The organism is Burkholderia sp. DN3021, assembly GCF_049805555.1.
GTDB classification, from domain to species: Bacteria; Pseudomonadota; Gammaproteobacteria; order Burkholderiales; family Burkholderiaceae; genus Burkholderia; species Burkholderia pyrrocinia_C.
The window spans coordinates 1-24,370 of sequence record NZ_JBNCAB010000055.1; the positions used below are offsets into that span (position 1 = coordinate 1).

Consider the following 24,370-nt stretch of genomic DNA (forward strand, 5'->3'; position numbering starts at 1 on the left):
CCGGTCGCTCACTCAAAGCTGACAGGAATATGAATCACTTCATAAACCTGACTTACTTTAGTGTGAGACTCTTGATACTTTCGCTATCTGATCCGAGGATCAGCTCGCTTCCATCAAGCGCCCACACTTATCGGCTGTTAATTTTTAAAGAACGTCGCGTTTCAAACGTCTCGTTTGTTTCGCGTCTCAATCAAGAGAGGCCGAATTATGGTTTTCCCCGACTTCGCCGTCAAGTACTTTTTGAAAAATTCTTGAAACATTTTTTTGGCAGGAGGTGGAGCCGGGGATCAACAGGGTTGCAGCCGGTGGCATAGAGGCGGCAACGCGGGTACGCCGGTAGCCCATGAACCGCCCCGCCGCAGCGAACGCAACCTTCCGTCGCTCACCGGCCTACCATCGCCCTCACCACGCCATCCCTCCGAATCAACCCGTGATACAGCGCCGCCGCAAAGTGCGCGAGGAACGTCGCGAAGAACAGGTAAGCCAGTACCCGATGCGCGACCCTGAGCCATGCAAACGTCACGGGATCAGCCGACACCAGAGCCGGCAACTGCACGCCATCGCCCAGCATCACCGGATACCCGCCCGCCGACAGCATCGCCCACCCGATCAACGGCATCGCAACCATCAGCGCATACAGCACGAGATGCGACCCATGCGCGGCAACCTTCTGCCACCACGGCAAGTCTTCAGGCAACGCCGGCGGCTTCGACAAAAACCGCACCACGATCCGCACGCAAACAAGCACCAGCACGGCGATACCCAGCGGCTTGTGCAGAGCCACCAAAACCGCATGCCGCTCGGAGACGGACGAAACCATCCCCACGCCGATAAACAGCATCGCGACGATCATCGCGGCCATCACCCAATGCAGCACCCTCGCCGGCAGACTAAACGTCGTAGAAGTCTTCATCACCGCCCCTCCGAACTCAACTTGGCCACCCCTGCCACGCCAGCCTCTTCACTGGTCCGCCGCAGATACGAATCCGCATAAGCCGCCGACCGCGCCGCCAGCAACGGATCCCCCGACACCTGAATCCCCTGCGGCAGCACCGTCGGGTCGTAATTCACGTCGCGGCACGGCCCGCTGTCCTGCGCCTCCACGCGATCGAGCACGAGCGTCCCCGCATCGATCGTCGTCCGCTGCGCGGGCCAGACCTTCGTCGCGTCGTCCACCGGATCGCCAGGCTCCGCCAAGGTGACCAGCAGCTTCCACTTCTGCGCACCGGCCGCGATGCGCCGCGTCACGTCCTGCTGCAACACGTTCGGATCCGCGGCCGTCGCGACGTCCCCGGCGCCGGCCGTCTGCTCCGGCACGACGCGCCACCTCACCGCCTGCCGCTTGCCGGCTGCATCGACGAAGTAGAACGCATTCAACCCGTAGTAACTCTCGGTGACGTAGCTCGCGCTCGGTTTCGCACCCTTCACCCATTGCAGGAACGCGGCCGTCTCCGGATGTGCGCCGAAAAACGCCTTCGCCTTCGCCGGATCAGGCTTGCCCGTCTTCGGATCGGGCCCGGTCGCCACCGTCAGCTGATAAAACGCCTGCGGCGTCGCCACCGGAAACACGGGCATCGCGTTCATCCCGGTCCGCCATTGCTCGCCGTCGGGCGCGGTGAGCTTCAGCGCGAGGCTGCGGATCGGCACGCTGCTGTCGGGCGCATATGGATTCCCGCCCGGCAGCGCGAACCGCCCGACCACCGGCGTGCGCACCGCCTTGAAGAACGGCGCGACCGAATACGCGCTCGCGGCCCCGTTGCCTTCGAAGTAACCGGTCACGCACACGCCCTTCGCGTGATTGCGCCGGTAGCCCGGATGGACGCCGCTGTTGGTCTGCAGCGCGTCGACGAGCCGCTGCGGGGTTAGACGCGCCGGCGCGAGCCACCCGCCGACATACCCGAACGCGACGGCCACGCCGGCCACCGCGCCGCCGATCACGGCCCAGCGCCACCACCCGCGCCCGGGCTCGCGCTGCGGCGAAGAAGAGGAAGATTGCTTCATGGATACACTCCCGATCGTCAGATCATTGTCGAACCCGCGTAGGACGCCACCCGCGCCACTTTATTCCACGAAAAATTTTTTCCTATGCTTGATGGAATAATCGGCGCCGACCGGCGTCCTACGCGGCATCTCGACCCTTTCGGCAACCGGCCCGGCCATGCCCTCCACCGCCCTCGACGACGAAGCGTTGCGCGAACTCCTCCCCAGGCTGCGACGCTTCGCGCTCTGGCTGGCGCGCGACGTCCACGCGGCCGACGATCTCGTCCAGTCGACGCTCGAGCGCGCGCTGTCGCGCTGGACGAGCCGCCGCGACGACGCGTCGCTGCGCAGTTGGCTCTTCACGATCCTTTACCGGCAGTTTCTCGACGGCAAACGCAGCGCGAAGCGCTACGCGTGGCTGCTCGGCCGCATCCGCGACGATGACGAAGCGCACTGGCCGTCCGCCGAACGCGAATTCGCGGCGCGCGCGACGCTCGAAGCGTTCGGCCGACTCTCCGACGAGCAGCGCAGCCTGCTGCTGCTCGTCGCGGTCGAGGGCTTCACCTATCAGGAAGTCGCCGACCTGCTCGACGCGCCGATCGGCACCGTGATGTCGCGGCTCTCCCGCGCGCGCCAGGCGCTGCGCCAGCTCAGCGACGGCGAGCTTCCCGCTCCTTCTTTGCGCTTGATGAAGAAATGAACACGCCTCCGAACGAACACGACCTTCAGGCCTATGTCGACGGCCAGCTCGACGACGACGCGCGCGCTGCGGTCGAGCGTTATCTCGCGCTGCATCCGGAGCGCGCGGAACAGGTGAAGCGATGGCAGCAGGATGCGCAGCGGTTGAGGGCGGCGCTGGAGAGCGTGCGGATGCCGGCGGACAACCCGGCGCTCGATCCGGCGGCGATTCGTGGACGGCGGGTGGAGCGCACGCGGATGCGGTTCGCGATGGCGGCTTCGTTCGTGTTCTGCGTCGGACTGGGGACGTTTGGCGGGTGGCAGGCGCGCGGGTGGAATGCGGCGCCGGCTGTCGCGCCGATGAGCGATGCGGTCGAGGCTTACCGGATGATGGTGGTCGATCAGACGGCGAAGGTGGATTACCGGCCGACAGGTGCGGGAGATTTGCAGGGGTGGCTCACCCAGCGCGTGGGCGCGTCGGCGAAGCTGCCGGATTTGAGCGCGGCGGGGTTCAGGCCGGTCGGCGGACGGTTGTTCACGACGGACAGCGGTGCCACGGCTGCGATGGTGCTCTATGAGGACGGTGCCGGGCGAACGCTGAGCTTCTATCTCCGGCCGGCGGAATCCGTACATCGGCTGCTGCCGGCCGGGCAACGCGTGGATGGCGCGCTGCTGGCACGGTATGGGTCGGTGAACGGGCTCAACTATGCAGTGGTCGGGCCGGCCGGGAGTCTTGGGGAAAAGGCGGTCGCGCAGGCGCTCGATCAGCAGACTTGAGCGGTACAATGCGCGCCGCGGTGGGGGGTTCTTGGTTGCCGCCAGGGCCTCTAATCACGGGGTTTAGCCGGCTTGAGCGTGCTCACGCTCACCGCTCGAATGCACAGCGTTTCGAGTGACTTTGCTGGGCGGGTTGTCCACATCGAAACGACGTTCGGTGCCCTCACCTTTGAAATCACAGGGTTTTGAGTCGTCGCGAAACAGGATATCCACATCGGTCAGGACCATGCCGCATGCGGTCATCGGTCGACTCGCTCACCGTTCGCCAGCACAGTGTTTCGGGTTGTTTTGGGTCGCGATATCCACAACCCGTTCGGGAAATCGATTCTCTACTCCGGGTTCGATTACCCTCACCCGCGAATGCACAGGATTTCGAGTTCTTTGACGCCTCGATATCCACAAGACGTTCAACCCCGGGGCGTTGCGCGAGAGCCATCCACATCATCTGGTCAAATCCGACAGAGTCCTGCCAGGCAAGGCCCCTAGCTGATGCGGCATGTCAAAGGCAAGACGCTCACCCATTCGACGCACAGAGATTCGACTGATTTGGCGTGCAGGTTGTCCACATGCGACCTGTCGACAGCGGCAAGACACGCGACGGATTTTCCGCACGCGATCACGTCGTGGACAACATGCGATTGACAGCCTTCGGTCCAGTCACGCGTGCGCGTAGTCGGATTCGCCTGGATTCGCGCCCAGCTTGCGACCCCAATGCACGCTCACCCCAAAAATGCACAGCGTTGCGAATCCTTTTGCGCGTCTGTTATCCACACACGCAGGCTAAGCACCTTCTCCGCCACCTAAGTCACTTGGTCCGGTAAATCCCAAGAACCTCACCGTTTTCCGGCGAGACAACGTACTTGATCGACGTCCCGAGGGGACTCGCGTTGCCGAGCCCGCGCATGCCGGGAGGCATCTTCGCGACGAACGTTACGCTGATGACGTAGTCCTCGGGCTTCGGTTCTACCCTGGCCGCATTTTCATCCGTGATCCAGATCTCGAAATCGCGCGGATCCTGCCCGGTCTTCGCAAATTCCTCATAGGCGGACTTCAGGCCGAGAAGCGTCGCCGTATTGAGTCGGACGGAACACCGATCGACCGCACCGAAATTCAGCTTGCTCACGTCGTCCTCCCGATATCATCGGTCCAGACCTGCGTTACGGTTTCAGCACTCGTCTGGAGCGTCTGCGGCGGCTCGAGGAAATACTGCGATTCGTCGGGGATGACGCCGTCCGCATATCGCTTGTCTTCCCATATCAGTCGCCAGTGCGTCTTGACGGCCGCTCGCGTCTCGTCATCCCTGAGGTTTGGCGCGCAGATGTCCCGGATGAAATAATTGAAGCAGCCATTGCCGCGCAAACTGCGCTTGCCGACCGGCACAATGCCCAGCAATTTCGACTGCTCGACGGAAACGGGTTCCCAGATGCCGTCGCAAGGCACTTTCTGGCCGGACTTGATCACCGGGCCGACGGCTTCCGGAACCTCCGGCAGGTGCTCCGGAAACACCGGATACGAAAGCGTGTAGAAGCTGTGCTTGTATGCATTTGGGGACAGCAGCAGCCCTACCGAGCGCAGTTGTGCGAGGCGGTTGTTCAAAGGTCCCGACTCGAGCGGCGCATACTCCACCTGGTACTCCGATGCGTGCAGCAGTTGGGCCAGCGCATCGACCTTCAGCGGGTACGGGGCGGCCTACGCACCGCGATCCCAGTAATCGGGATGAGGGAAGAAATACGCGTTCAAATGGTTATACCGATCGATCGCGTATTCCAGCGACTCTCCGAACTGCCAGACGAACCGATACCCGCGGGCCAACTCGGACAATCCTCTATCGTAAGCGGCGAGAATCTCGAAAATGGTCGGCAAATTGTCTGCCGGCACGGTCTCCGGACCGTCTTTGGGCCAGGTCTTCACCGCGTTCTCGAATTCATTCGCGAAGATCGCAAACGCATCGCGCTTGTGCTTCCAGAGCGAAAAACTGGTCACACGTTGAAGCAGCCAGAAGACCTTGCGGCGCGTCGCGTCATCGGTCATGTCGTACTGCTTAATCGTCATCGCTACCCCTCGCCATTCGCTGCTGATCGCGCTACCGATCGCAGCATCAAGCTTGACGGAACACCGATCAACCCTGCCCGCCCCCTTCCTCGCTACGCGCGCTTCACCAGGCGCCACGTCACCCAGTGCACCTTGAGTTCGCCCAGGTTGTCCCTGACCAGCATGTCCGGCATCGCCGCGCCGGCTTCGACGCGCAGCGTCTTGCCGCCGTATTCGTCCGTCTGCCATTCGCCGGAGACCGGGCAGCGATCGCCAGTGCGGACCTGCGCGACGGGGTCACGGTCCGGCGCCGGCGCTGACGGCGGCTCGAGGAAATACTGCGATTCGTCGGGGATGACGCCGTCCGCGTATCGCTTGTCTTCCCACAACAGTCGCCAGTGCGTCTTGACGAGTGCTCCCGTGTCATCATCCCTGAGGTTCGGCGCACGAATGTCGCGAATGAAATAATTGAAGCAGCCATTGCCGCGTAAACTGCGATTGCCGACCGGCATGACGCCCAGCAATTTCGATTGCTCGACGGTAACGGGTTCCCAGATGCCATCGCAAGGCACTTTCTCGCCGGACTTGATCACGGGGCCGACAGCTTCCGGAACCTCCGGCAGGACCTCCGGAAACACCGGATACGGAAGTGTGTAGAAGCTGTGCTTGTATGCATTCGGGGACAGCAACAGCCCTACCGAGCGCAGTTTTGCGAGGTCGGTATGTCCCGGCTCGAACGGCGCATACTCCATCTGGTATTCCGATGCGTGCAGCAGTTGGGCCAGCGCATCGACCTTCGGTGGGTAGGGGGCAGCCTGCGCACCGCGATCCCAGTAATCGGGATGAGGGAAGAAATACGCGTTCAGATGCTGATACCGGTCGACCGCGTATTGCAGCGGCTCACCGCGCTGCCAGACGAACCGGTAACCGCGGGCCAGCTCGGACAACCCTCGATCGTATTGCGCAAGTATCTGGAAGATGATCGGCAAATTGTCTGCCGGCATGGTCTCCGGACCATCTTCAGGCCAGGTCTTCACTGCGTTCTCGTATTCGTTCGCGAAGATCGCAAACGCATCGCGCTTGTGCTTCCAGAGCGAAAAACTGGTCAAGCGTTGCAGCAGCCAGAAAATCCTGCGCCGCGTCGTGTCATCCGTCATGTCGTACTGCTTGATCGTATCCGTCATCTCTGACCTTCGTTGTTCGCTGCCGATCGAGTCGATGCGGTCACTTTGCTGTTGGCCGCCTTGGTTTGGATTTCGTCACTCGCCAGCCGGCGCGTCTTCGTCGAATAGTGGATGTCGTCCTCGTACTTGCTGTAGCCGTAGACCTTCTCGACATTCTCCCAATTCGTCTTGTGGAACTCGATCTTGACGCCGTCGAACTCCCGCTCGACGTGCAGGTTTGCGTGCCCGGTGAAATTCTTGAACTTTTCCTTGATCTTGTTTCCTTCTTCGGTCACGTATTCCGACAGTTTTCCGAAATCGACGACCAACTGATCTGCTCCGCCCTCGAGATACTGCACAGGCACCGCGGTGCCGTACTGCTCGGCGATCTTCCCGGCCCACGCATTCGCGGTCGGCATGCGCTCGCCGAAATCGTGCGGCAGTTGCATCACAACGATGAACCCGTTGCCATTCCAAGTATCCAGCACGGCGGACAACCTGCGCCACTCCTCAGCGGTCTTTGGCGGCTCGCCGACGCCCCAGAACGCGGGATTCCTGCCACCCGCCGTGCTGCCTTTCTCGTAGCTAGCCAATTCGGACGGGTTGCCGAACACGCGATATACCTTCTTGCCCGCGAGTTCCTTCGCAGTCAGCGCCTTGATCGGACCGCTGAACGACGCGATGTCGAGAAACACATCCGTTTCTTCGAACATCGGCATCGGGCCTTTCCTCCTGAGGATGTCCGGCCACCCCTCGGCAATTTTCGCGCCGTATTTCGCCCTGAGCCACGCTTCGACCTTACCTTCGTCAGCCAGGCATTCCGCCGACGGAAAGCGGCCCCGACGAATATCGCGGGCTAGCCTGCGCTCCTGCAGATACGCCTCTGCCTCACGCTGGAGCTTCGGTACACCGCCTGTCGCGATTTCATGCACCTCGCCCCGATAGACCATGTTCTGCAACACCTTGAGCTTCGCGTTCAACTCCTTGATCGCCTCCGGCACGATCTTGTCGGCCATGTCCTGAATCGCGTGGAAACCGCTACTGACGCGCTCGAGTGCTGCCCGCCATTTGTCCGGCAGCATTCGACCGACGCGCGCGTCGAGTGAGCGCTGAATGGCCACGCGAACCGTCGCGCAAAAGTCCTTCAGCCGGGAAATCGCCTGCGCCTGGTACTTGGCCAGGTCCAGCGCCTTCAACCACTTCGGCGCGTCGCCGTGCCCCATCCGGTTCAGGAATTGCACGACCGCGTTGAGCAGTTCGGCATCTTTCGCGACATCCCCGGTGACCTTCAGCAGCAAACGCCCGACCCCCTTGATGACACCGCCCACCACCGGGATCAGCGCGAAGATGAGTACGACCAGCAGCACGCGCTGCATCGTATCGTTCCGCTTGACCGGATCCTGGCTCATGCCGATGCTGACGGCCAGCAGGTCTCGAACGGCGGTCGCGTCACCCACGAGCGGAATCATGCCGATCACGGCATCGACGATGATCTGGCTGATGGTCTGTTTTTCGTTGAATGCGCCTTCCAGCGTTCCCCAGCACCATTGCCCGACTTCCAGCGAAGTTGCCCTGAAATCCTCGATCGTCCAGCTTGCGCTCACGCTCACGCTCCCCCGTGCTTGTTGATGATTGAATCGATGTCGGCATCGGAGAGGCGCTCTCCCTTGTAGTCGGGATTGGCGGTCGTGTCCTTGCGCGCATACGGCCGCGCGTCCGGCCCGAGTTCGACCTTGATCGCGCCGGCCGGCACGTTCTCCAGATGCATCCGTCCCTGCGAATCCAGCACGCCTTCGCGCGTGGCGCCATCGGACAGCGTCGCGACGTACTTCGCGCCCTGCACCGGCTCGTTGTCGTGATACTGGTATTGCAGCGCCGCCGCATGCGTGGAAGTCGGCAACGCCGGCAACGGATAGGCCATGCTCGTCGGCCCCGCGAACGTATGCGACGCGCCTTTGATATCGACCTTTCCGGGCGCATGAACCTCGACGTTGCCATCCTTGATCCGGATGTACGCGCCGCCGCTCGTCAGCAAGATTCCCTGATCGGCTGCGATCTCGATCCGGTCAGTCGCCGACACGATCTTCACCGCCTTCTGCGCGGTCACTTCGACGTTGTCCGACTGCGCCTGGATCTCCACCTTGCCCTTGCCCGCGAACAGCTTCATCCCTGCGTTCTGTACGAACAGGCTCAGCTTCTGCCCGATGCTGCCGATCAGCGACTTGCCCGCCGCAACATGCACGCTTTGCCCGCTCGCGACGTTCACGTGATCGTTCGCAACCACATGCACCGACTGCTGCGTCGACATCCCGATACCCGACGGGCTGCCGAACAGCATCACCGGTTCCTTGAACGCGTTCGCATTGCCCGTGCCGCCGCCTGCCGTACGTCCGCCGGCGGCGCTGCCCGAGGCGCTGTCCTGCGTCGCATCCGTGAACGCGCGCATCGTGTCCTGTGCGTCCTTCAGGCTTTCCGCCTGATGCTGCTCGCTCACGCCCGACATCGCTTCAACAAGGCTCTCGCCCGTCACAAGCTGCTGCTGCGCCTCCTTCACGTCGAGCGGCTGGCTGTTCGCCGCCTTCGGATGCGTGGTCACGTACAAGCCCTGGCTCGCCCGCACCGCGCCGTACGCATCCGAGCGCAGGTCGAAGCCGCTGCCGAGATACGAGCCGCGCGAATTGCCGCTCTGGTCGATGATGTAGCCGAGATGCAGCAGGCTGTTCGCGCTGCTGCTCATCAGCTGCACGCGGTTCTGCCCGGTCGCGTCGTCCATCACGAGCTGGTTGTAGCCGCCGCCCGAATACTCTTTCGACCGATATCCGGACAGGATCCCGTCGGTATGCCACTGCGGCTGGTTCGCGCCGTTGTATACGCGCCCGACTGCAAGCGGCCGGTCGCAGTCGCCACCGACGTAGTCGATCAGCACTTCCTCGCCGATGCGCGGCACGTGCACGCCGCCGTAGCCGCCCCCCGTATCCGACTGCACGACGCGCACCCAGCACGACGCGTTCTCGTTGCCCGGGTTCAGTCGGTCCCAGACGAACTGCACGCGAATCCGGTTCAACGCGTCCGTATAGACTTCCTCGCCCTGCGGCCCGACGACGATCGCCGTCTCGAGATGCATCTCCGGCTTGTGATGCTCGAACAGGCTGCGATACGGCACGCTCGCGCGTTGCGCTTCGACTTCGACGAGATAGAAGCCGACCGAACCATCGCCGTGCGATACCTGAAGGCTGGGCGTGTTTTCATATCGCGCGCGCACCTGATTCAGCGCGCGCCCCAGGCTATGCGGGAAATCCGAGTCGGTGCCCAGCACGGGCAGGTTGTTCTCGATCCACCACGCCACCTCGATCGCGGCGAATTCGCGCTGATCGGCGGGATCGCGATCGTGCTCGGGATGGTCGGCCAGCGTGAAGCGTCGGCCCGCATCGATACTGCGCACACCGCCCGCGCCATGAAAACGCTTTGCCTGCGACTCCCACTCCTCCATCCGCACCTTCGTCAGATGGTCGCCACGCGTCTGGTCAAGATACGTGTATGCACCGGTGTACTCGTAGACTTCGAGCTGGTCGGGCAACTCGCCCTGGCCGCCCATTGTCGGCAACGACGTGCCCTTCGGGTTCGCCGACTGCGACGGATTCTTATAGTCGAACGTGCGCGTCGTGAGCGTCACGCTCTGCAGCGTACGCGTGCCCGACCATTGCGTGAACGCGTCGGCCTCGCTGGCCGCGCCGCCGTGATAGGAGCGTACGGTCTCCGGCGACAGCGGCGCGAACGCCTGCAGGTTGTCGGTGATCACGAACGTGTGCGACTTGCCGTCGTCGGCCTGCTGCCACGTGCCGTAAAGCCCCTCGTCCTCCATCAACCGGTGCACGAAGTTCCAGTCCGTTTCGCTCTGTCGCGTGTACGACCGGTTCGCCAAGGGTTGCGACACAGCAAACCGGAACCGTCCGCGCGCTTCCGGATGCATGCCCAGCACATCGGAAAGAATGTCCTCTGCGCTCTTGTCGATCCAGATCTTCTCGTCGCGGCGAAACCGGAGCACGTACATCCACGTATGAAGCTCGAGTTGATAGGTCGTCAGACCGCCATTCGCGCCAAGCCGACGCGCGGTGTAGATGTAGCCGCTGATGGGCCGATATGCATCGTTCGCCTGTTGAATCCACAGCGTCGCCGGTTGGGCAATCAGCTTCTTGAGCTCAAGACCGTCATTGCCCGCTATAACGTCGAGCGTGAACGCATAGTCTCGTCCGATCCGCGATCGGCCAACCGCTCGCTGTACGGCGAGTGCGTTGGCTCCCAACGGAGTATCCAACTTAAGCAAACGATCCTGCTGAAGCAAACCGCCGCGAAGCGCGGCGCCGACGTCCGGCATGTTCATGATGCAGCCCTTTTTTATTTCAGCACCCTCGGATGGTGTCTGTGACTCAGTCGCGCGAGATTTTACCGTTTAATCAGGGTACTAAGATTATTCGTCCGATCATGAGAAAGGACATGGCTGGAACACGCGCTGTGCGATCCGTCATGCGGATCAGTCGACCGTCGTCGTGTCGCTGCATTCACGCCAGCGTGTCATCGTCGCTCAAGCCACTGCGCTTCAACATATTGCGCAGGAAGGTTCGACAAACCAGTTCGCCCGCGCACTACAGCTTCTGGAATACCGCCTCGTCATCGAGCCTGAGCAGCGATCGGGTTGTCGAGCGAAGCCCAGCCGCACCAGCGCCTCTACGACGGCCGCCACATCCGTCACGACAACAGCGACATGGCCGGCAATATCCATCACAAGCGTCTCATTGACGGGTGTCTTCATCGATTGCCTCGCCGAGAGTGAGCCATCTGACGATCTTCGCGATGTCTTCACCGGACAACTCGCCGACACGATCGACAAATACCCCGTAGTCGAGATCGAACTTCACGTTGAATTGCTCACCTTTGTAGCGGCAACACAGCACATCGGCTTCGGGTATCGACACGCGCTGCTCGAACACGATGTCGCCCGGGAATTGCCGCAACCGTTGTACGACGGCATCGATATCGAGCGCGTCGACCCTGGTCAACGAAGAATCGGTCATTGCCGTGAACCTGTCCGCCAGGTCGTTGCATCCTGAATGCTGGCGATTCTACAGACACGGCAGTCGCACATCCTTCGCACGCCCCACAGCCTGTTGCTTCGTTCTTCCGTTCACTGCTCGCGGTGCATATCCTGCGCGAAGCACAGTCGCCGGACTGTGCTTATCCAAAGGTGTTAACAGGGTTCGTATACATACGTAGTGATAGTTAACAAGCCCTGTGCCTCACAGTGGATAACCTCCGTAACGCACTGAATTATCAACACGAAGCGGGATGCATAACCATGGGTGCGTCACGTGAACAGCTCCGCGGAGCACAGAACAACTTTTCGTCGATTCACAGCCTCGACGACATATCCTCAATCGCTCCACTGTGAATCCAGAGGCTTGCCGGACGGTTATCCAGAGGGGAATGTGGATAACCTCGCGGCGCCGACGCGTTTCGCTGTGACGTGAGGCATCACGTACTCGCAGCAACCAACAAGACCGCCCACCCGCACACGCGCCCTCGATTCAAAAAATCTTCACGAAGGGGCTTGTGCTCCTCAAAAACCCTCTCTATAATTCGCGGCTTCTTAGGCTCGTAGCTCAGTTGGTTAGAGCACCACCTTGACATGGTGGGGGTCGTTGGTTCGAATCCAATCGAGCCTACCAACGAACAAAATGAAGGGGTCGGCAGCGCGAATTGCCTACAGGCAATCCGGCTCGCCAAACATACAAACGCCACGCGGCAACCTCGCGTGGCGTTTTTCTTTTTCCGGCCGAAACAACGCATGTTGCCCCGATGCGTTGCGCGATCCACGGCATCGCATCCTCATCGACATCCAGATCTACCGACCAGCAATACGCACCGAGTAGAATCGTGTGCGCATCGAAGCGCGCGCTCCGCAAGCTGCTCGATTTCCAGCGTACCCAAACCGCATCAAAACAACAACGCGCGATCCGCGCGACTGAGAGCAAACGACCATGTCCGAGGTCACGACCACCGCATCGTCCGCGAGCAACGACGAAATCGCCGCTTACGTCGGCAAGAAAGCCGCTTGGTTCAAGCGAAAGTGGGAGATCGCCGCATCGCGCAAGAACCGGCAGTCCTGGAACTGGGCAGCCTGTTTCCTGGGCCCGGTCTGGATGGCGTATCGATGCATGTACTGGCAGGCGGCCGCCGTGCTGGGCGTCACGCTCGGCATCACGCTGGTCGAGTTGCTGTACTTCCCGAAATACTTCGAATCGAGCACGCTCGACCCGGTCACCATCGGGATCGCAGTCGCGCTCGGCTGGTGCGGGAACGGCATCTACAAGACGCACGTCGAACGCAAGATCGAAAAGCTGCGTCCGAACGCGACGTCGAACCAATCGTTTCTCGCGCTGCTGGAGGCGCAAGGCGGCACGAACTGGCTGGCGGCGACCGGGTTCGCCATCGCGACGCCGCTGCTCGGTTTCCTGATGATCATGATCCGCAACGTCGTGGTCGCGACGTAGTAACCGCGACAGCCGACGATCGGCAAAGCAGGGCGGAGAAGCAGGAAGAGGCGAGCGAGAAGCGGGCGGAGCGCCATCGCATACGACACGCGATGCGCCCCCGCGCCACCCTCAATGCAAATGCTTCAACTTGTCAGGATTCCGCACGACATAGATCGCGACGATCTTCCCGTCCTCGATCTCGAGCGCCGTCGTCTGCAGCTCACCATCCGATTCCAGCGTAACGAAACCCGGCAGCCCGTTGATGAATCCGGCCCTCACGAGCTTCGACGCATGCGTGGCGAACAGTTCGGCCAGGTATTCGTGCACCTTCATCACGCGCTCGAAGCCGAACACCGGCTTGCCTGCGGCCGTACGCTTGCCGCCGCCGTCCGAATGCAGGCTCACGTCCTCGGCGAGCATCGCGCCGAGCGCGCGCATATCGCCGCTGCGCGATGCCGCGAAGAACGCCTCGGCCAATTCGATCCCGCGCTGCTTCTCGACATGAAACCGCGGCCGCGCCTCGCGCACGTGCGTGCGGGCCCGCGCGGCGAGCTGCCGGCATGCGGCCGGGTCGCGCTGGATCGTCGTGGCGACTTCGTCGAACTCGAGGCCGAATACGTCGTGCAGCAGGAACGCCGCGCGTTCGAGCGGCGAGAGCCGTTCGAGCGCGAGCATCAGCGGCAGCGTGACGTCTTCCTGTTCATCTTCCTCGACGACCGGCTCGGGCAGCCACGGGCCGATATAGGTTTCGCGCTGGTGCCGCGCGGACTTCAACTGGTCGAGGCACATGCGCATCACCATGCGGCGCAGGAACGCCTCGGGCACGCGCACTTCGGTGCGGTCGACGTCCATCCAGCGGATGAACGCCTCCTGCACCATGTCCTCGGCATCCGCGACGGAACCGAGCATCCGGTACGCGACGCGGACCAGCGTGCGGCGCAGCGGGTCGAAGCTCGCGGCCGCGTCGGCCGGTTCTTCGGTGCTGCCCGCGGCCGGATCGAGGTTCGTCATCAGGCCACCATCTTCGCGGCAGCGGCCTTCGCGTCGGCCGGCTCGATCCACAGCCCGAAGCCGACAGCGAGCCGGTTCCAGCCGTTGATCACGTTGATCATCAGCGTGAGTTTCACCTGTTCCTCCTGGCTGAAGTGGTCGTTCAGCGCCGCATAAGCCGCTTCGTGCGCGGCGTGGCCCTCGGACAGCCGCGTGAGCGCGTCGGTCCAGCCGAGCGCCGCGCATTCGCGGTCGGTGTAGCAGGGCGCTTCGCGCCACGCGGAGAGCAGGTAGATGCGCTGCTCGGTCTCGCCTTGCTCGCGCGCCTCGGCGGTGTGCATGTTAATGCAGTTCGCGCACGCGTTGATCTGTGAGGCGCGGATCTTGACCAGCTCGATCAGCGTCGGCTCGAGGCTCCCGGCGGCGGCGACCGACACGGTCATCCAGTTCTTCATCAGCGCGGGCGCGGCAGCAAACGGATTGAGTTTCGCAGTCATGGTTCCTTCTCCTTTCGTGTGGGTTCCGGTGATATGACGAGCGAACCCCCCGCGCATGTGACATCGATGCAAAAAATTTTTGGAAGGGCGCGGGAACGCGGGTCAGCAGAGTGCCGACGACCACGAACGACCGGACGACGTGACAGCGTTTGTCAGACGAGAACCCCACGCGTCGCCGAGCCATCACGATCGCCGCGCGGATGTCATGGGCCGTCAGTAGCCGCAACAGCCGGCATGTGCGTTGCACACCCCCGCAACGCCGCACTCCGGCGCGCATCGACGGTCTGTCACGCATGCGACACGCGCACGACTAACGCTTTCATTTATCTTTCGATCACGTTTCATCCGCATCCCGATTCGCAGCATTCACATTTCTGGACCATACTGTTCTGCACGGGCAGATGAAGTGAAGCCGCATCAGCGGCCCGGCGCGCGCGCCGGCTGCCCGACGACGCAGCAGCAGGTCGCACGTCAGCCGCGCGCATCACGCGCTAGGCTTTCCCTTTTCCGGCAACGCAACGCAGCGAATTGCGACGTGAACGGTAAACCGATGAGCCTCCTTGCATCACAGCTTCAGCGCCGTTTCCAGGACGTGCGCGCCCATAGCGTCGCGTTGACCGCGACACTGTCCGCCGAAGACCAGGCCGTGCAGTCGATGCCCGATGCGAGCCCGACGAAATGGCACCTCGCGCATACGACCTGGTTCTTCGAAACCGTCGTGCTGATGCGCCGCGTGCCCGGCTACGCGCCGTTCGACGACGCCTTCCAGTTCCTCTTCAATTCCTATTACGAAGCGCTCGGCCCGCGCCATCCGCGGCCGCAGCGCGGGCTGCTCACGCGGCCGTCGCTCGACGAGGTGCACGCGTACCGGCAGCACGTCGACGAAGCGATGCTGCGCGCGCTGGCCGGCGCCGATCCGGCGCTGCTCGATGCAATCGCGCCCGAGATCGAGCTCGGCCTGCATCACGAGCAGCAGCACCAGGAGCTGATCGTCACGGACATGCTGCATGCGTTCTCGTGCAACCCGCTGAAGCCGGCGTTCCGGCCGCGCAACGGGGCCGACGGCGACGCATTGGCTGCGGGCGATGCCGGCGCGCAGCACTGGCTGCACCAGCCGGGCGGGCTCGTCGAGATCGGCCACGACGGCGATGCGTTCTCGTTCGACAACGAACGGCCGCGCCATACGGCGCTCGTACGGCCGTACGAGATCGCGAACCGGCTCGTGACGAATGCGGAATTCGCGGCGTTCGTCGCCGACGGCGGCTATACACGTCCCGAATACTGGCTGTCCGACGGCTGGGCCACGGTGCAGCGGGAAGGGTGGCAAGGGCCCGCGTACTGGATGCCCGACGACGACGATGCGGCCGCCACGCGCGTGCGGCGCACGTTCGGCCTGCACGGCGTCGAACCGCTCGCGCCTGACGCACCGGTGTGTCACGTGAGCTTCTACGAAGCGGCCGCGTATGCGGAATGGGCCGGCGCGCGGCTGCCGACCGAGTTCGAATGGGAAGCCGCGTTCGCTGCTGAAGGCATCGTGCAGATGCTCGGGCACGTATGGCAATGGACGCGTTCGTCCTACGAGCCGTATCCGGGCTTTCGGCCGCTCGCGGGTGTCGCGGCCGAATACAACGGCAAGTTCATGGTCAGCCAGCAGGTCCTGCGCGGCAGCAGCATCGCGACGCCGCCCGGGCACGAACGGCCGACGTACCGCAATTTCTTTCCGCCGGCCGCGCGCTGGCAATTCACGGGGGTGCGACTTGCGCGAGACGTCTGACCTCACGGCCACGAGCGGTGGCCTGCAACCCGCCCGCGATTCGCGGCCGAGCGCGTTCGAGCGCGACCTGATCGACGGACTGTCGCGCACGCCGCGCAGCATTTCGCCGAAATACTTCTACGATGCGGCCGGCTCCGCGCTGTTCGACCGCATCTGCGAACTGCCCGAGTACTACCCGACACGCACCGAGCTCGGCATCCTGCGCGATCGCGCGGCGGAGATCGTGCGGCGCGTCGGCCCGCATGCGGACATCGTCGAATTCGGCGCGGGCTCGCTCGAGAAGATCCGCGTGCTGCTCGACGCGTTCGCGGGCAACTACGCGAACGCGCCGGCGCGCTACGTGCCGGTCGACATCTCGGCCGACTACCTGCACGGCGCAGCCGCGCGGCTGCGTTCGGCCTATCCGTGGCTCGACGTCGCGCCGATCGCGGCCGACTACACGAAGGCCGAGCAACTGGCCGAGCTGACCGAGACGCCGCGGCGGCGCATCGGTTTCTTTCCCGGCTCGACGATCGGCAACTTCTCGCCGGAAGAGGCCGACGCGTTCCTGCGCGATGCCGCGCGACTGCTGCGCGGCGGCGGCTTGCTGGTCGGCGCCGATCTCGTGAAGGACGAGCGCACGCTGCATCACGCGTACAACGACGCGCAGGGCGTGACCGCGCAGTTCAACCTGAACCTGCTCGTGCGCGCCAACGCCGAGCTCGGCGCGGACTTCGATCTCGACGCGTTCTCGCATTGCGCTTTCTACGACCGCGAGCGGCAGCGCATCGAGATGCATCTCGTCAGCGACCTCGCGCAGACGGTGCACGTGCGCGGCCATGCGTTCCGCTTCGAGGCCGGCGAGCGCATCCACACGGAGAATTCGCACAAGTTCACGATCGACGGCTTCCATGCGATCGCGCGCCGCGCAGGATTCGAGCCCGATACCGTGTGGACCGACGCCGACAACCTGTTCAGCGTGCACTGGCTGCGCAGCGTCGACGATATCCGCGCGTAACGCGCGCTCCGGCGAACCGCTCGCGCACGGTGCGGGCGGTTCGTACTCCGGGCACGCCGAGCACTCCGTCGCGCTCCGATCGCCCGGTTTCGTGCTGAAAATCCCCTTTTTACCGGCTCGATGCGCCGTTGCAACGGCATTTTGAATCCGGCCTCTCCCTTGTCCTGCAAGGCTTTGCGGATCGCCGTAAACGCCCGTTACCGGTCTCGCATACCCGTTTCACCTGTGTCGGCGCCCCGTGCCTAGACTCCGAACCGTATTCACATGAAGCACGACACGTGCAGGGAGTCGCGAGATGAGCAAGAAACTTATTCTCGGTGCAGTTCTCGGTGTAGCGGCGCTGGCAGCTTCGGGCGTCGCATCGGCCCACGTCGACCTGTCGGTCGGCATCGGCGTGCCGGGCGTCTACGCGGCGCCGGCGCCCGTCTACGTGGCTCCGCCTCCGCCGGTCATGTATGCACCGGTCGGCTACCGCGGCGACGGTTGGCGCGATGGCTGGCGTGAGCGCGAATGGCGCGAACACGAGTGGCGTCGCCGTGAATGGCGCGAGCACGAGTGGCGCGATCGCGGCGGCTGGCGCGGCGGCCGCTGGGATTAAGCGGTTCGAATAATCGATACAAGAGGAGTGTGAACACATGATGCCCATTCGACACATCAGGCTGTGCGCCACCGCCGCCATCGTTGCGCTCGCAACGATCGGCAGCGCGCACGCGGCGGGTTGCATGAAGGGCGCGGTGGTCGGCGGTGTTGCCGGCCACTACGCCGGGCACCACGCCGTCGCCGGTGCGGTCGGCGGCTGTATCGTCGGCCACCACATGGCGAAGAAGCACGCGCAAGAGCAGGCCGCGCAGCACAAGGCCGCCGTGCAGGGCATGCAGCCGGCGCAGTAAGCACAATCGTCACCGGGGCGGCGCTGCGGCGCCGCGCCCGCCTGCTTCGTTTCCCCGTTCACGCATGACAGGATGGCGGCGCCATCCGGATTGATCTGATGAATGCATGCCGCGCGCATCGTTACGATCATTTACAACGTGGTGTGGCGCGAATCGTGCGCGTTCCTAGAATGCAATCACACAAACGCGCTCCAGGGAGCACAAGATGAAAACTCAACGATATCTGTCCGTACTGACGGCCGCGCTGCTCGCGCTCGGCACGGTTTCCGCGTATGCGGCCGCCGGCGGCAACGGCGGTGGCAACGGTGGCAGCGGTCATGGCGCAGGCGGCTTGGGCGGCAACGCGGGCGGCATGTCCGGCGGCCACATGAGCGGCTCGGCGCTCAGCAACTCGAACGGCATTCATGCGGGCGACCGCGACAAGGGCCTGGCGCGCGCGGCCGACCGCTCCGATACGATCGCCGATCGCGCCGGCGTGCAGCCGGGCCAGGGTCACACGCACGGGCATACGCACGGCCATACCGCGCATGCGTCGACGTCCACGCATCATTCGCATCGCAACGCATTCGGCCGCACGCTGTAAGCACGGCGCGCAAATGCGATGGAAGGGCGCTTCGGCGCCCCTTTTTTCATGGCGGCAACGCCACGCCGCTGTCGCGCAAAAACATCGTGCCGACCCGATTTGCAACCAGCCGTAACCGCGCCGCAAACGCGCGAGAATACGAATCGCTTTCGCGCGGATAACGGACGGGAAATCGACGCCGGTAGCGGGCATCGCACGGGTGCCGGCGCACGGCCCGATCCACGAAAAAAACTGCGCCTCGCGAGTCGTTTGCGCGGCAGATCGATCTACTCGCTCTGCGCGACCCTCCGAGCCCGTTCCCGGAAAAACAAAACCCCACGCTCCGAAAAACGTGGGGTTCGTCAGCAGTCTGGGGCGGCTCGTCGCCGCCGTTCGTTTCAGCGCCCGGCGCCCGCCAGCGGCGCCGCGGGCTCGAACAACGCGTCCGCGTGCCTGACGCGCACGAAGCGCGCCGCGCCGTCGCCATCCACCAGCGCACGGAAATGCGCTTCGCCGCACGCGAGCTTCGCGCGCTCGTGCTCGCTCGGCACGTTGCCGTCCGCATTCGGCGTATCGACGACGAAGTACAGCCGCTCGCCGCCGTCCTGTTCCGCGAGCACGGCCCAGTCCGGGTGATAGCTGCCGAGCGGTGTCGGCACGCGGAACCACGCGGGCAGCTTCGCGTACAGCTTCACGCCGTCGTGCGCTTCGAGCGCATCGGCGAACGCGCGCTCCGCGTCCGTCTCGCACACGACCGATTCGTGGATCGACTTCCGCGCATCGGGCCGCAGGTTGCGCAGATAGCCGGTCAGCGCCTCGCTCTCGAACGATTCGAGCGCATGCACGTGGCGCTCGCCGAGCTTGCGGTACGCGATGCCCGCGACGAGCGCGAGCCGCTTGCAGCGGTTGATCGCCTCGGCCGCGACCGCGATGAACTGCTGCGGATTCACGCGGAAATCGTCGAGCCGGCCGCTGTCGGCCAGGATCGTCGCGAGCGAACGGCGCGTCAGTTGCGTGCGGTCCTGCAGTTCGGTGAGCAGGTCGGGCAGCGGCAACTCGCCTTCGTCGATCAGCACCGTGCCGGCGCCAGCCACCTCGATCGCCTCGATGCCGGCCTTGCCGATATCGATCTCGGCCTTGCGCCACTGCAGCCGTGCGCGCGCGATGTCCGGCGCGTCGTGCAACGCGGCCGCGCAGTCGCGCACGAGCTTCGCGTTGTCGAACTCGACGCGATACACGGTGCGATGGCGGATACGGTCCCACAGCGCGCGGAAATCCTCGCCGAACACCACGGCCTTGCCCGACGCATCGCGCCGCAGCGCGATCGCGCGGCGTTCGTCCGCATTGCGCACCGCGAAGCGGCCCGACAGCTTGCGCAGCGTCGCGACGATCGGCGCACGCAGCATCTCGAACGCATCGGGCAGCACGAGCGCACTCTGGCGCAGCGCATCCTTCAGCCGATCGAGCACCTTGCCCTGCGCGTCGACGTAGCCCTGTTCGTGCAGATGGGTCCACAGCACGCGCGACAGCTCGATGCCGAGCGCATGCGCGGGCCCGTCGCCTTCCTGCACGGGCAGCGCCGCGAACTGATGCTCCTCGACGATCCCGAAACGGATGCCCGTATCGGCCTCGATTTCCTTCTGCAGGTTCTCCGCGAACGACTCGTAGCGCTCGGTCGCGATCACGGTGAGCGTGTTCACGCCCGCGTCGCGCACGCGTTCGCCGTCCTGGTCGACGGCGAGGCGCAGCCCGCGGCCGAGCGTCTGGCGGCGCTCGCGTTCGGTCTGGATGTCGCGCAGCGTGCAGATCTGGAACACGTTCGGGTTGTCCCAGCCTTCCTTCAGCGCCGAGTGCGAGAAGATGAACTTCAGCGGCGTGTCGAACGACAGCAGCGCTTCCTTCTCGCGCATGATGAGGCCGTACGCGCGTTCCGCATTCTCGCGGGCCGCGGCGCTGCTCTCGCTCGTGTCGGTCCAGCCGCCCTTGCGGTCGATCGAGAAGTAGCCGTTGTGCGCGCGCCCGACTTCGAGCGCGACGTCGACGCCGTCGAACAGCGCACGATAGGCCGGCACGCGCGCCGCGCGCGCATATTCCTCTTCGAAGATCAGCGCGTAGTCGCCCTTCACGGGCATCCCGTTCTCGTCGTAGCGGCGATAGCGCTCGACCGAATCGACGAAGAACAGCGACAGCACCTTCACGCCGCGCTCCGCGAGGCGCAGCTCCTTGTCGAGATGCTCGCGGATCGTGCGGCGGATCATCTCGCGCTGCACGGCGAGCGTGTCGATGTCGCCGAACGCCTCGCCGAGCGACAGGAACGCCTCGCCTTCCGGATGGCGCAGCTCGACGTATTCGGCGCCCTTCAGCGCATGCACTTCACCGATCCGCAGCCCCGCGTACAGCGCGCGCTTGGTCAGGCGTTCGAGATCGTCGCCGTCGGTGGCCGACACGATCTGGCGCTTCACGCCGGCCGCCGTCGCGACGTCGAGCTCGACGCGCGCGCTGATCGCGCCGCGCCGGTTCGACACGCCGACGAGCCGCAGGTACGGTTTGTTGTGCGCATCCTCGACGATCGCCGACGCGATCTCGATCTGCTTGACGAGCTTGCGCTCGTACGCGTCGACCGCGTCGAGCCGGTACACCATGTGGTGACGGTCGACGTGCGTCGCCGAATAGCGCAGCGTGCAGAGCGGCGCCATTGCAGCCAGCGCTTCGCGGCCGCGGCCCTCGAGCCCGCCGTCGACGCTCTGCGGCTCGTCGACGATCACGATCGGCCGCGTCGCGCGGATCAGGTCGATCGGCTTCTCGCCGCCGGTCTTCTCGCTGTCCTTGTAGAGGTTGTTGATTTCCTTCTTGTTGATCGCGGCAACCGTCATCACCATGATCTGGATCGCCGCGCTCGCCGCGAAGTGGCGCACCTGGCCGAGCTTCGCCGAGTCGTACAGGAAGTAGTCGTACGGCACGCCCGCGTACAGCGCGCGGAAGTGATCCTCGGTGATCGCGAGCGTCTTGTGCACGCCTTCCTTGATCGCGATCGACGGCACGACGATCACGAACTTCGTGAAGCCGTAGCGGCGGTTCAGCTCGAAGATCGTGCGCAGGTACACGTAGGTCTTGCCGGTGCCGGTCTCCATCTCGACGGTGAAGTCGCGCGAGCCGGGCAGGCCGGACGGCGGCAGCCCGCCGCGCAACTGCACGTCGGCGAGATTGCGCGCGAGCGCGTCGTCGGTCAGCGACAGCCGGTTGCCGACGCCCTGTTCCGATACCGCGAAGCCGAGCGAGCCTTGAGCTGCGGCCGTAGTGCCGGGCGCGGCGTTCGCGAGCACGCTGAAGTCGCCGCGATACGATTCCTGGCCGCGAAACAGGTCGCAGACGGCGTCGATCGCGTCGCGCTGGTAGTCGAGATCCGCTTCGAAATGCAGCCGCATCACAGGCTCCGCACGCGCTTCACGCCGTGCTGTTCGAGCAGCGCGGCGAGATTGAGCTTCGCGACGTCGTCGACGAAGCCGCTGTCGCGGAACAGGCATGTCACATCGTGCGACGCGCCGGTCGCGTCGAGCAACCCGACGATGCCGTCGGCGAGCGGGCCCGCGTCGTCACGCGAGATGCGTGCGTCGAAGCACGCGACGATCGAGCGGCCGATCAGGTGCACGGCCTTGCCGGCGATCTGGTGATGCTCGACCGGCGTGCACAGGTCGAGGCCGAGCTTCAGCGTCAGCTCGGCGAGCAGATCGTCCTCGGTGCGGCCGGTCTTCACGTGCTCGACGGACGCGAACAGCGCATGGTCGAAATCGTCGCGGCGCGGATCCCATTCGATCACGTTGGTCGTGTCGAGCCGATACACGCGGAAGCCGAGGTCGCCATAACTTTCCGGATAGTCGCGCGCGACCTGCTGCGCGGCGCGGCGCAGGCGCTCCTTGGTGATTTCGGCGAGCGTCGCGGGCTTCTTCAGCTTCGTGCAGAAATCGGCCGCGCTCTGCTGCGTCTTGTCGCGGCGGTCGAGCGCTTCGGGCAATTGCACGAGCACGTAGCGGCGTGCACCGCCGTCGGTCGCGTTCACCTGCATCACCGCGTGGCCGGTCGAGCCGGAGCCCGCGAAGCAGTCGAGCACGATGTCGTCGCCGCGCGTGCACCAGCCGATCACGGCCGCCGCGAAATCGACCGGCTTCGGCTGGTCGAACGGGATCCCGAGCGTCTTCAGCAGCGCGTCGTCGGAGCCCGCGAACGGCAGCACCGACGGCACGTTCTCGTACATGTTCTCGTCGAGGTAGTAGATCCGCTGCGGCTGCGTGCTTTCGTCCGCGCCGAATTCGATCTGGCCGCGCTCGATCAGCGCCTGCATCGTCGCGGGCGGGTTGCGCCAGCCGCGCGCCGGCATCGCGCACGGCTTGCCGGTGACCGGATGGATCAGCGGCGTGAAATATTCTTCCGGCGCCTTCTTCTTGTTCGGCCATGCCATCGACACGAGGCGGTACACGCGGCCGTCTTCCGACAGCCGGTCGTACATCACTTCGCCGCCGGACAGGTTGGTCTGCGCCTTCATCCACGCGCGGTATGCCTTCTGCGCATCCTTCGGGTTGCCGCTGCGGTACACCGCGTCATGCGCGGCGTCGAGCATGCGCTGCGCATTGCGCTTCGGGCGCTTGAGCGGCGCCTGTTCGAGCAGCGTCTCGGCATTGCGTGCGAACAGCACCAGCGATTCGTGCTGGTACGCGACGCCGCGCGCGTCGCCCTTCGGGTTGCGCTTGTCCCACACGGCGACGCCGAGCTCGTTCTCCTCGCCGAAGATCTCGCGCAGCATCAGCACCAGCGCATGCACTTCGTGCTCGTCGATGTGCACGGCGATCAGCCCTTCGTCGGACAGCAGCGCGTGCGCGAGCTTCAGGCGCGGATACATCATGTTCAGCCAGTCGGTGTGGAACCGGCCGTTCGCCTCGGTGTTGGTGCTGCGCTTCGCGCCGCCCTGGGTCTGCCCGGTCATCGCCAGGTAGTGGCGGATGCTGTCGCTGAAGTCGTCCGGATAGACGAAATCGCTGCCCGTGTTGTACGGCGGGTCGATGTAGACGAGCTTCACCTTGCCCGCGTAGCTCTTGTGCAGCAGCTTCATCACGTCGAGGTTGTCGCCCTCGATCACGAGATGACGCGTGTCGTCCCACGCGACGCTGTCGTCGGGGCAGGGGCGCAGCGTGCCCGTCGACGGCGTCAGCGCGGCCTGGCGCGCGCTGCGCTTGCCGTGCCAGTGGAAGCCGTAGCGCTCGTCGGCGTCGCCGACCGTGCGTTCGCCGATCAGCGCCTTCAGCACGTCGACGTCGACCGACGCGCCGTCAGGGCCTTCGGTCACGAGTTCGGGGAACAGCGCCTTCAGGCGCGCGACGTTGTCGGCGGTGAAATCCGTCGACATCGCCTGCGGGCTGGCCGCATCGAGTTTCTGCATCGTCTTTTCCATCGGAGCCCGGCCGCGCGCGCCAGGACGTCGGGCGCGCTCACGGCACCGGCGGCAATGG

At 64.4% G+C, this 24,370-nt stretch carries 20 protein-coding genes, 1 tRNA gene and 1 pseudogene; 9 read left to right on the top strand and 13 right to left on the bottom strand.

The window, feature by feature from the left end:
* Nucleotides 1–382: 382 nt before the first annotated feature.
* The gene (locus ACPUER_RS24225) at nt 383–913 is read right to left on the bottom strand and encodes a cytochrome b (protein ID WP_425132333.1); all 531 of its coding nucleotides are present in this window, start codon (nt 911–913) and stop codon (nt 383–385) included.
* Nucleotides 913–2,001 (bottom strand): catalase family peroxidase, encoded by a 1,089-nt coding sequence (locus ACPUER_RS24230; protein ID WP_425132334.1) that lies wholly within the window; start codon nt 1,999–2,001, stop codon nt 913–915. The genes ACPUER_RS24225 and ACPUER_RS24230 overlap by 1 nt, the downstream gene beginning before the upstream one ends.
* A 157-nt stretch (nt 2,002–2,158) precedes the next feature.
* Between ACPUER_RS24230 and ACPUER_RS24235 the strand changes: the two genes are divergently transcribed.
* Both ACPUER_RS24235 and ACPUER_RS24240 read left to right on the top strand, forming a co-directional pair.
* Complete coding sequence (locus ACPUER_RS24235) at nt 2,159–2,680, top strand: sigma-70 family RNA polymerase sigma factor (protein WP_425132335.1); 522 nt, start codon at nt 2,159–2,161, stop codon at nt 2,678–2,680.
* Complete coding sequence (locus ACPUER_RS24240; RefSeq protein ID WP_425132336.1) at nt 2,677–3,435, top strand: anti-sigma factor family protein; 759 nt, start codon at nt 2,677–2,679, stop codon at nt 3,433–3,435. The genes ACPUER_RS24235 and ACPUER_RS24240 overlap by 4 nt, the downstream gene beginning before the upstream one ends.
* Nucleotides 3,436–3,498: 63 nt before the next feature.
* Here the strand turns inward: ACPUER_RS24240 and ACPUER_RS24245 are convergent, their stop codons facing one another.
* From ACPUER_RS24245 to ACPUER_RS24275, 7 genes and pseudogenes are all read right to left on the bottom strand, one after another.
* Nucleotides 3,499–3,678, bottom strand: coding sequence for a hypothetical protein (locus tag ACPUER_RS24245; RefSeq protein ID WP_425132337.1), 180 nt, complete (start codon nt 3,676–3,678; stop codon nt 3,499–3,501).
* Between the two features lie 562 nt (nt 3,679–4,240).
* Nucleotides 4,241–4,558 (bottom strand): hypothetical protein, encoded by a 318-nt coding sequence (locus tag ACPUER_RS24250; protein ID WP_425132338.1) that lies wholly within the window; start codon nt 4,556–4,558, stop codon nt 4,241–4,243.
* Nucleotides 4,555–5,487, bottom strand: a pseudogene (locus ACPUER_RS24255) (Imm72 family immunity protein). Before ACPUER_RS24255 ends, ACPUER_RS24250 begins: the two are co-directional and overlap by 4 nt.
* 92 nt (nt 5,488–5,579) lie before the next feature.
* Nucleotides 5,580–6,650 carry an Imm72 family immunity protein gene (locus ACPUER_RS24260; RefSeq protein ID WP_425132339.1) on the bottom strand — a complete coding sequence of 357 codons (1,071 nt, stop codon included), beginning with the start codon at nt 6,648–6,650 and terminating at the stop codon, nt 5,580–5,582.
* On the bottom strand, nt 6,647–8,233 hold the full coding sequence (locus ACPUER_RS24265; RefSeq protein ID WP_425132340.1) for a hypothetical protein: 1,587 nt from the start codon (nt 8,231–8,233) through the stop codon (nt 6,647–6,649). Before ACPUER_RS24265 ends, ACPUER_RS24260 begins: the two co-directional genes overlap by 4 nt.
* A 2-nt stretch (nt 8,234–8,235) precedes the next feature.
* Nucleotides 8,236–11,010, bottom strand: coding sequence for a type VI secretion system Vgr family protein (locus ACPUER_RS24270; RefSeq protein ID WP_425132341.1), 2,775 nt, complete (start codon nt 11,008–11,010; stop codon nt 8,236–8,238).
* Between the two features lie 409 nt (nt 11,011–11,419).
* The gene (locus tag ACPUER_RS24275) at nt 11,420–11,701 is read right to left on the bottom strand and encodes a hypothetical protein (RefSeq protein ID WP_175962634.1); all 282 of its coding nucleotides are present in this window, start codon (nt 11,699–11,701) and stop codon (nt 11,420–11,422) included.
* Between the two features lie 574 nt (nt 11,702–12,275).
* Here ACPUER_RS24275 and ACPUER_RS24280 point away from each other — a divergent pair.
* Nucleotides 12,276–12,352: transfer RNA gene (locus ACPUER_RS24280), tRNA-Val, on the top strand.
* Between the two features lie 312 nt (nt 12,353–12,664).
* Entirely contained in the window at nt 12,665–13,177 is a 513-nt protein-coding gene (locus ACPUER_RS24285) for a DUF2628 domain-containing protein (protein ID WP_425132342.1), read from the top strand.
* Between the two features lie 111 nt (nt 13,178–13,288).
* Here ACPUER_RS24285 and ACPUER_RS24290 read toward each other — a convergent pair whose 3' ends face one another.
* Together ACPUER_RS24290 and ACPUER_RS24295 are read right to left on the bottom strand one after the other, a co-directional pair.
* Complete coding sequence (locus ACPUER_RS24290) at nt 13,289–14,170, bottom strand: sigma-70 family RNA polymerase sigma factor (protein WP_425132343.1); 882 nt, start codon at nt 14,168–14,170, stop codon at nt 13,289–13,291.
* The gene (locus ACPUER_RS24295; RefSeq protein ID WP_425132344.1) at nt 14,170–14,646 is read right to left on the bottom strand and encodes a carboxymuconolactone decarboxylase family protein; all 477 of its coding nucleotides are present in this window, start codon (nt 14,644–14,646) and stop codon (nt 14,170–14,172) included. The genes ACPUER_RS24290 and ACPUER_RS24295 overlap by 1 nt, the downstream gene beginning before the upstream one ends.
* Before the next feature lie 550 nt (nt 14,647–15,196).
* Between ACPUER_RS24295 and egtB the strand changes: the two genes are divergently transcribed.
* The 5 genes from egtB to ACPUER_RS24320 all read left to right on the top strand — a co-directional run bounded on the left by egtB (nt 15,197) and on the right by ACPUER_RS24320 (nt 18,890).
* Nucleotides 15,197–16,420, top strand: coding sequence for an ergothioneine biosynthesis protein EgtB (gene egtB / locus ACPUER_RS24300; RefSeq protein WP_425132345.1), 1,224 nt, complete (start codon nt 15,197–15,199; stop codon nt 16,418–16,420).
* Entirely contained in the window at nt 16,404–17,417 is a 1,014-nt protein-coding gene (egtD, locus tag ACPUER_RS24305) for an L-histidine N(alpha)-methyltransferase (RefSeq protein ID WP_425132346.1), read from the top strand. Before egtB ends, egtD begins: the two co-directional genes overlap by 17 nt.
* A gap of 295 nt (nt 17,418–17,712) precedes the next feature.
* On the top strand, nt 17,713–18,015 hold the full coding sequence (locus tag ACPUER_RS24310; protein ID WP_175748327.1) for a hypothetical protein: 303 nt from the start codon (nt 17,713–17,715) through the stop codon (nt 18,013–18,015).
* Between the two features lie 37 nt (nt 18,016–18,052).
* Nucleotides 18,053–18,307: a glycine zipper 2TM domain protein gene (locus ACPUER_RS24315; protein WP_034183774.1), complete on the top strand. Its 255-nt coding sequence runs from the start codon at nt 18,053–18,055 to the stop codon at nt 18,305–18,307.
* A 205-nt stretch (nt 18,308–18,512) separates the two neighbouring features.
* Complete coding sequence (locus tag ACPUER_RS24320; protein ID WP_310139120.1) at nt 18,513–18,890, top strand: hypothetical protein; 378 nt, start codon at nt 18,513–18,515, stop codon at nt 18,888–18,890.
* A 377-nt stretch (nt 18,891–19,267) separates the two neighbouring features.
* Here ACPUER_RS24320 and ACPUER_RS24325 read toward each other — a convergent pair whose 3' ends face one another.
* Nucleotides 19,268–22,294, bottom strand: a complete 3,027-nt coding sequence (locus tag ACPUER_RS24325; RefSeq protein WP_425132347.1) for a type III restriction-modification system endonuclease — start codon at nt 22,292–22,294, stop codon at nt 19,268–19,270.
* Nucleotides 22,294–24,312 carry a site-specific DNA-methyltransferase gene (locus tag ACPUER_RS24330; RefSeq protein ID WP_425132348.1) on the bottom strand — a complete coding sequence of 673 codons (2,019 nt, stop codon included), beginning with the start codon at nt 24,310–24,312 and terminating at the stop codon, nt 22,294–22,296. Before ACPUER_RS24330 ends, ACPUER_RS24325 begins: the two co-directional genes overlap by 1 nt.
* Nucleotides 24,313–24,370: the final 58 nt, after the last annotated feature.

Bases quoted from the DNA above. Each gene is read 5' to 3' on its own strand.
- ACPUER_RS24225 (WP_425132333.1), bottom strand. From the start codon at position 913: ATGAAGACTTCTACGACGTTTAGTCTGCCGGCGAGGGTGCTGCATTGG.
- ACPUER_RS24230 (WP_425132334.1), bottom strand. From the start codon at position 2,001: ATGAAGCAATCTTCCTCTTCTTCGCCGCAGCGCGAGCCCGGGCGCGGG.
- ACPUER_RS24235 (WP_425132335.1), top strand. From the start codon at position 2,159: ATGCCCTCCACCGCCCTCGACGACGAAGCGTTGCGCGAACTCCTCCCC.
- ACPUER_RS24240 (WP_425132336.1), top strand. From the start codon at position 2,677: ATGAACACGCCTCCGAACGAACACGACCTTCAGGCCTATGTCGACGGC.
- ACPUER_RS24245 (WP_425132337.1), bottom strand. From the start codon at position 3,678: ATGACCGCATGCGGCATGGTCCTGACCGATGTGGATATCCTGTTTCGC.
- ACPUER_RS24260 (WP_425132339.1), bottom strand. From the start codon at position 6,650: ATGACGGATACGATCAAGCAGTACGACATGACGGATGACACGACGCGG.
- ACPUER_RS24270 (WP_425132341.1), bottom strand. From the start codon at position 11,010: ATGAACATGCCGGACGTCGGCGCCGCGCTTCGCGGCGGTTTGCTTCAG.
- ACPUER_RS24275 (WP_175962634.1), bottom strand. From the start codon at position 11,701: ATGACCGATTCTTCGTTGACCAGGGTCGACGCGCTCGATATCGATGCC.
- ACPUER_RS24285 (WP_425132342.1), top strand. From the start codon at position 12,665: ATGTCCGAGGTCACGACCACCGCATCGTCCGCGAGCAACGACGAAATC.
- ACPUER_RS24290 (WP_425132343.1), bottom strand. From the start codon at position 14,170: ATGACGAACCTCGATCCGGCCGCGGGCAGCACCGAAGAACCGGCCGAC.
- ACPUER_RS24295 (WP_425132344.1), bottom strand. From the start codon at position 14,646: ATGACTGCGAAACTCAATCCGTTTGCTGCCGCGCCCGCGCTGATGAAG.
- egtB (WP_425132345.1), top strand. From the start codon at position 15,197: ATGAGCCTCCTTGCATCACAGCTTCAGCGCCGTTTCCAGGACGTGCGC.
- ACPUER_RS24310 (WP_175748327.1), top strand. From the start codon at position 17,713: ATGAGCAAGAAACTTATTCTCGGTGCAGTTCTCGGTGTAGCGGCGCTG.
- ACPUER_RS24315 (WP_034183774.1), top strand. From the start codon at position 18,053: ATGATGCCCATTCGACACATCAGGCTGTGCGCCACCGCCGCCATCGTT.
- ACPUER_RS24320 (WP_310139120.1), top strand. From the start codon at position 18,513: ATGAAAACTCAACGATATCTGTCCGTACTGACGGCCGCGCTGCTCGCG.
- ACPUER_RS24325 (WP_425132347.1), bottom strand. From the start codon at position 22,294: ATGCGGCTGCATTTCGAAGCGGATCTCGACTACCAGCGCGACGCGATC.
- ACPUER_RS24330 (WP_425132348.1), bottom strand. From the start codon at position 24,312: ATGGAAAAGACGATGCAGAAACTCGATGCGGCCAGCCCGCAGGCGATG.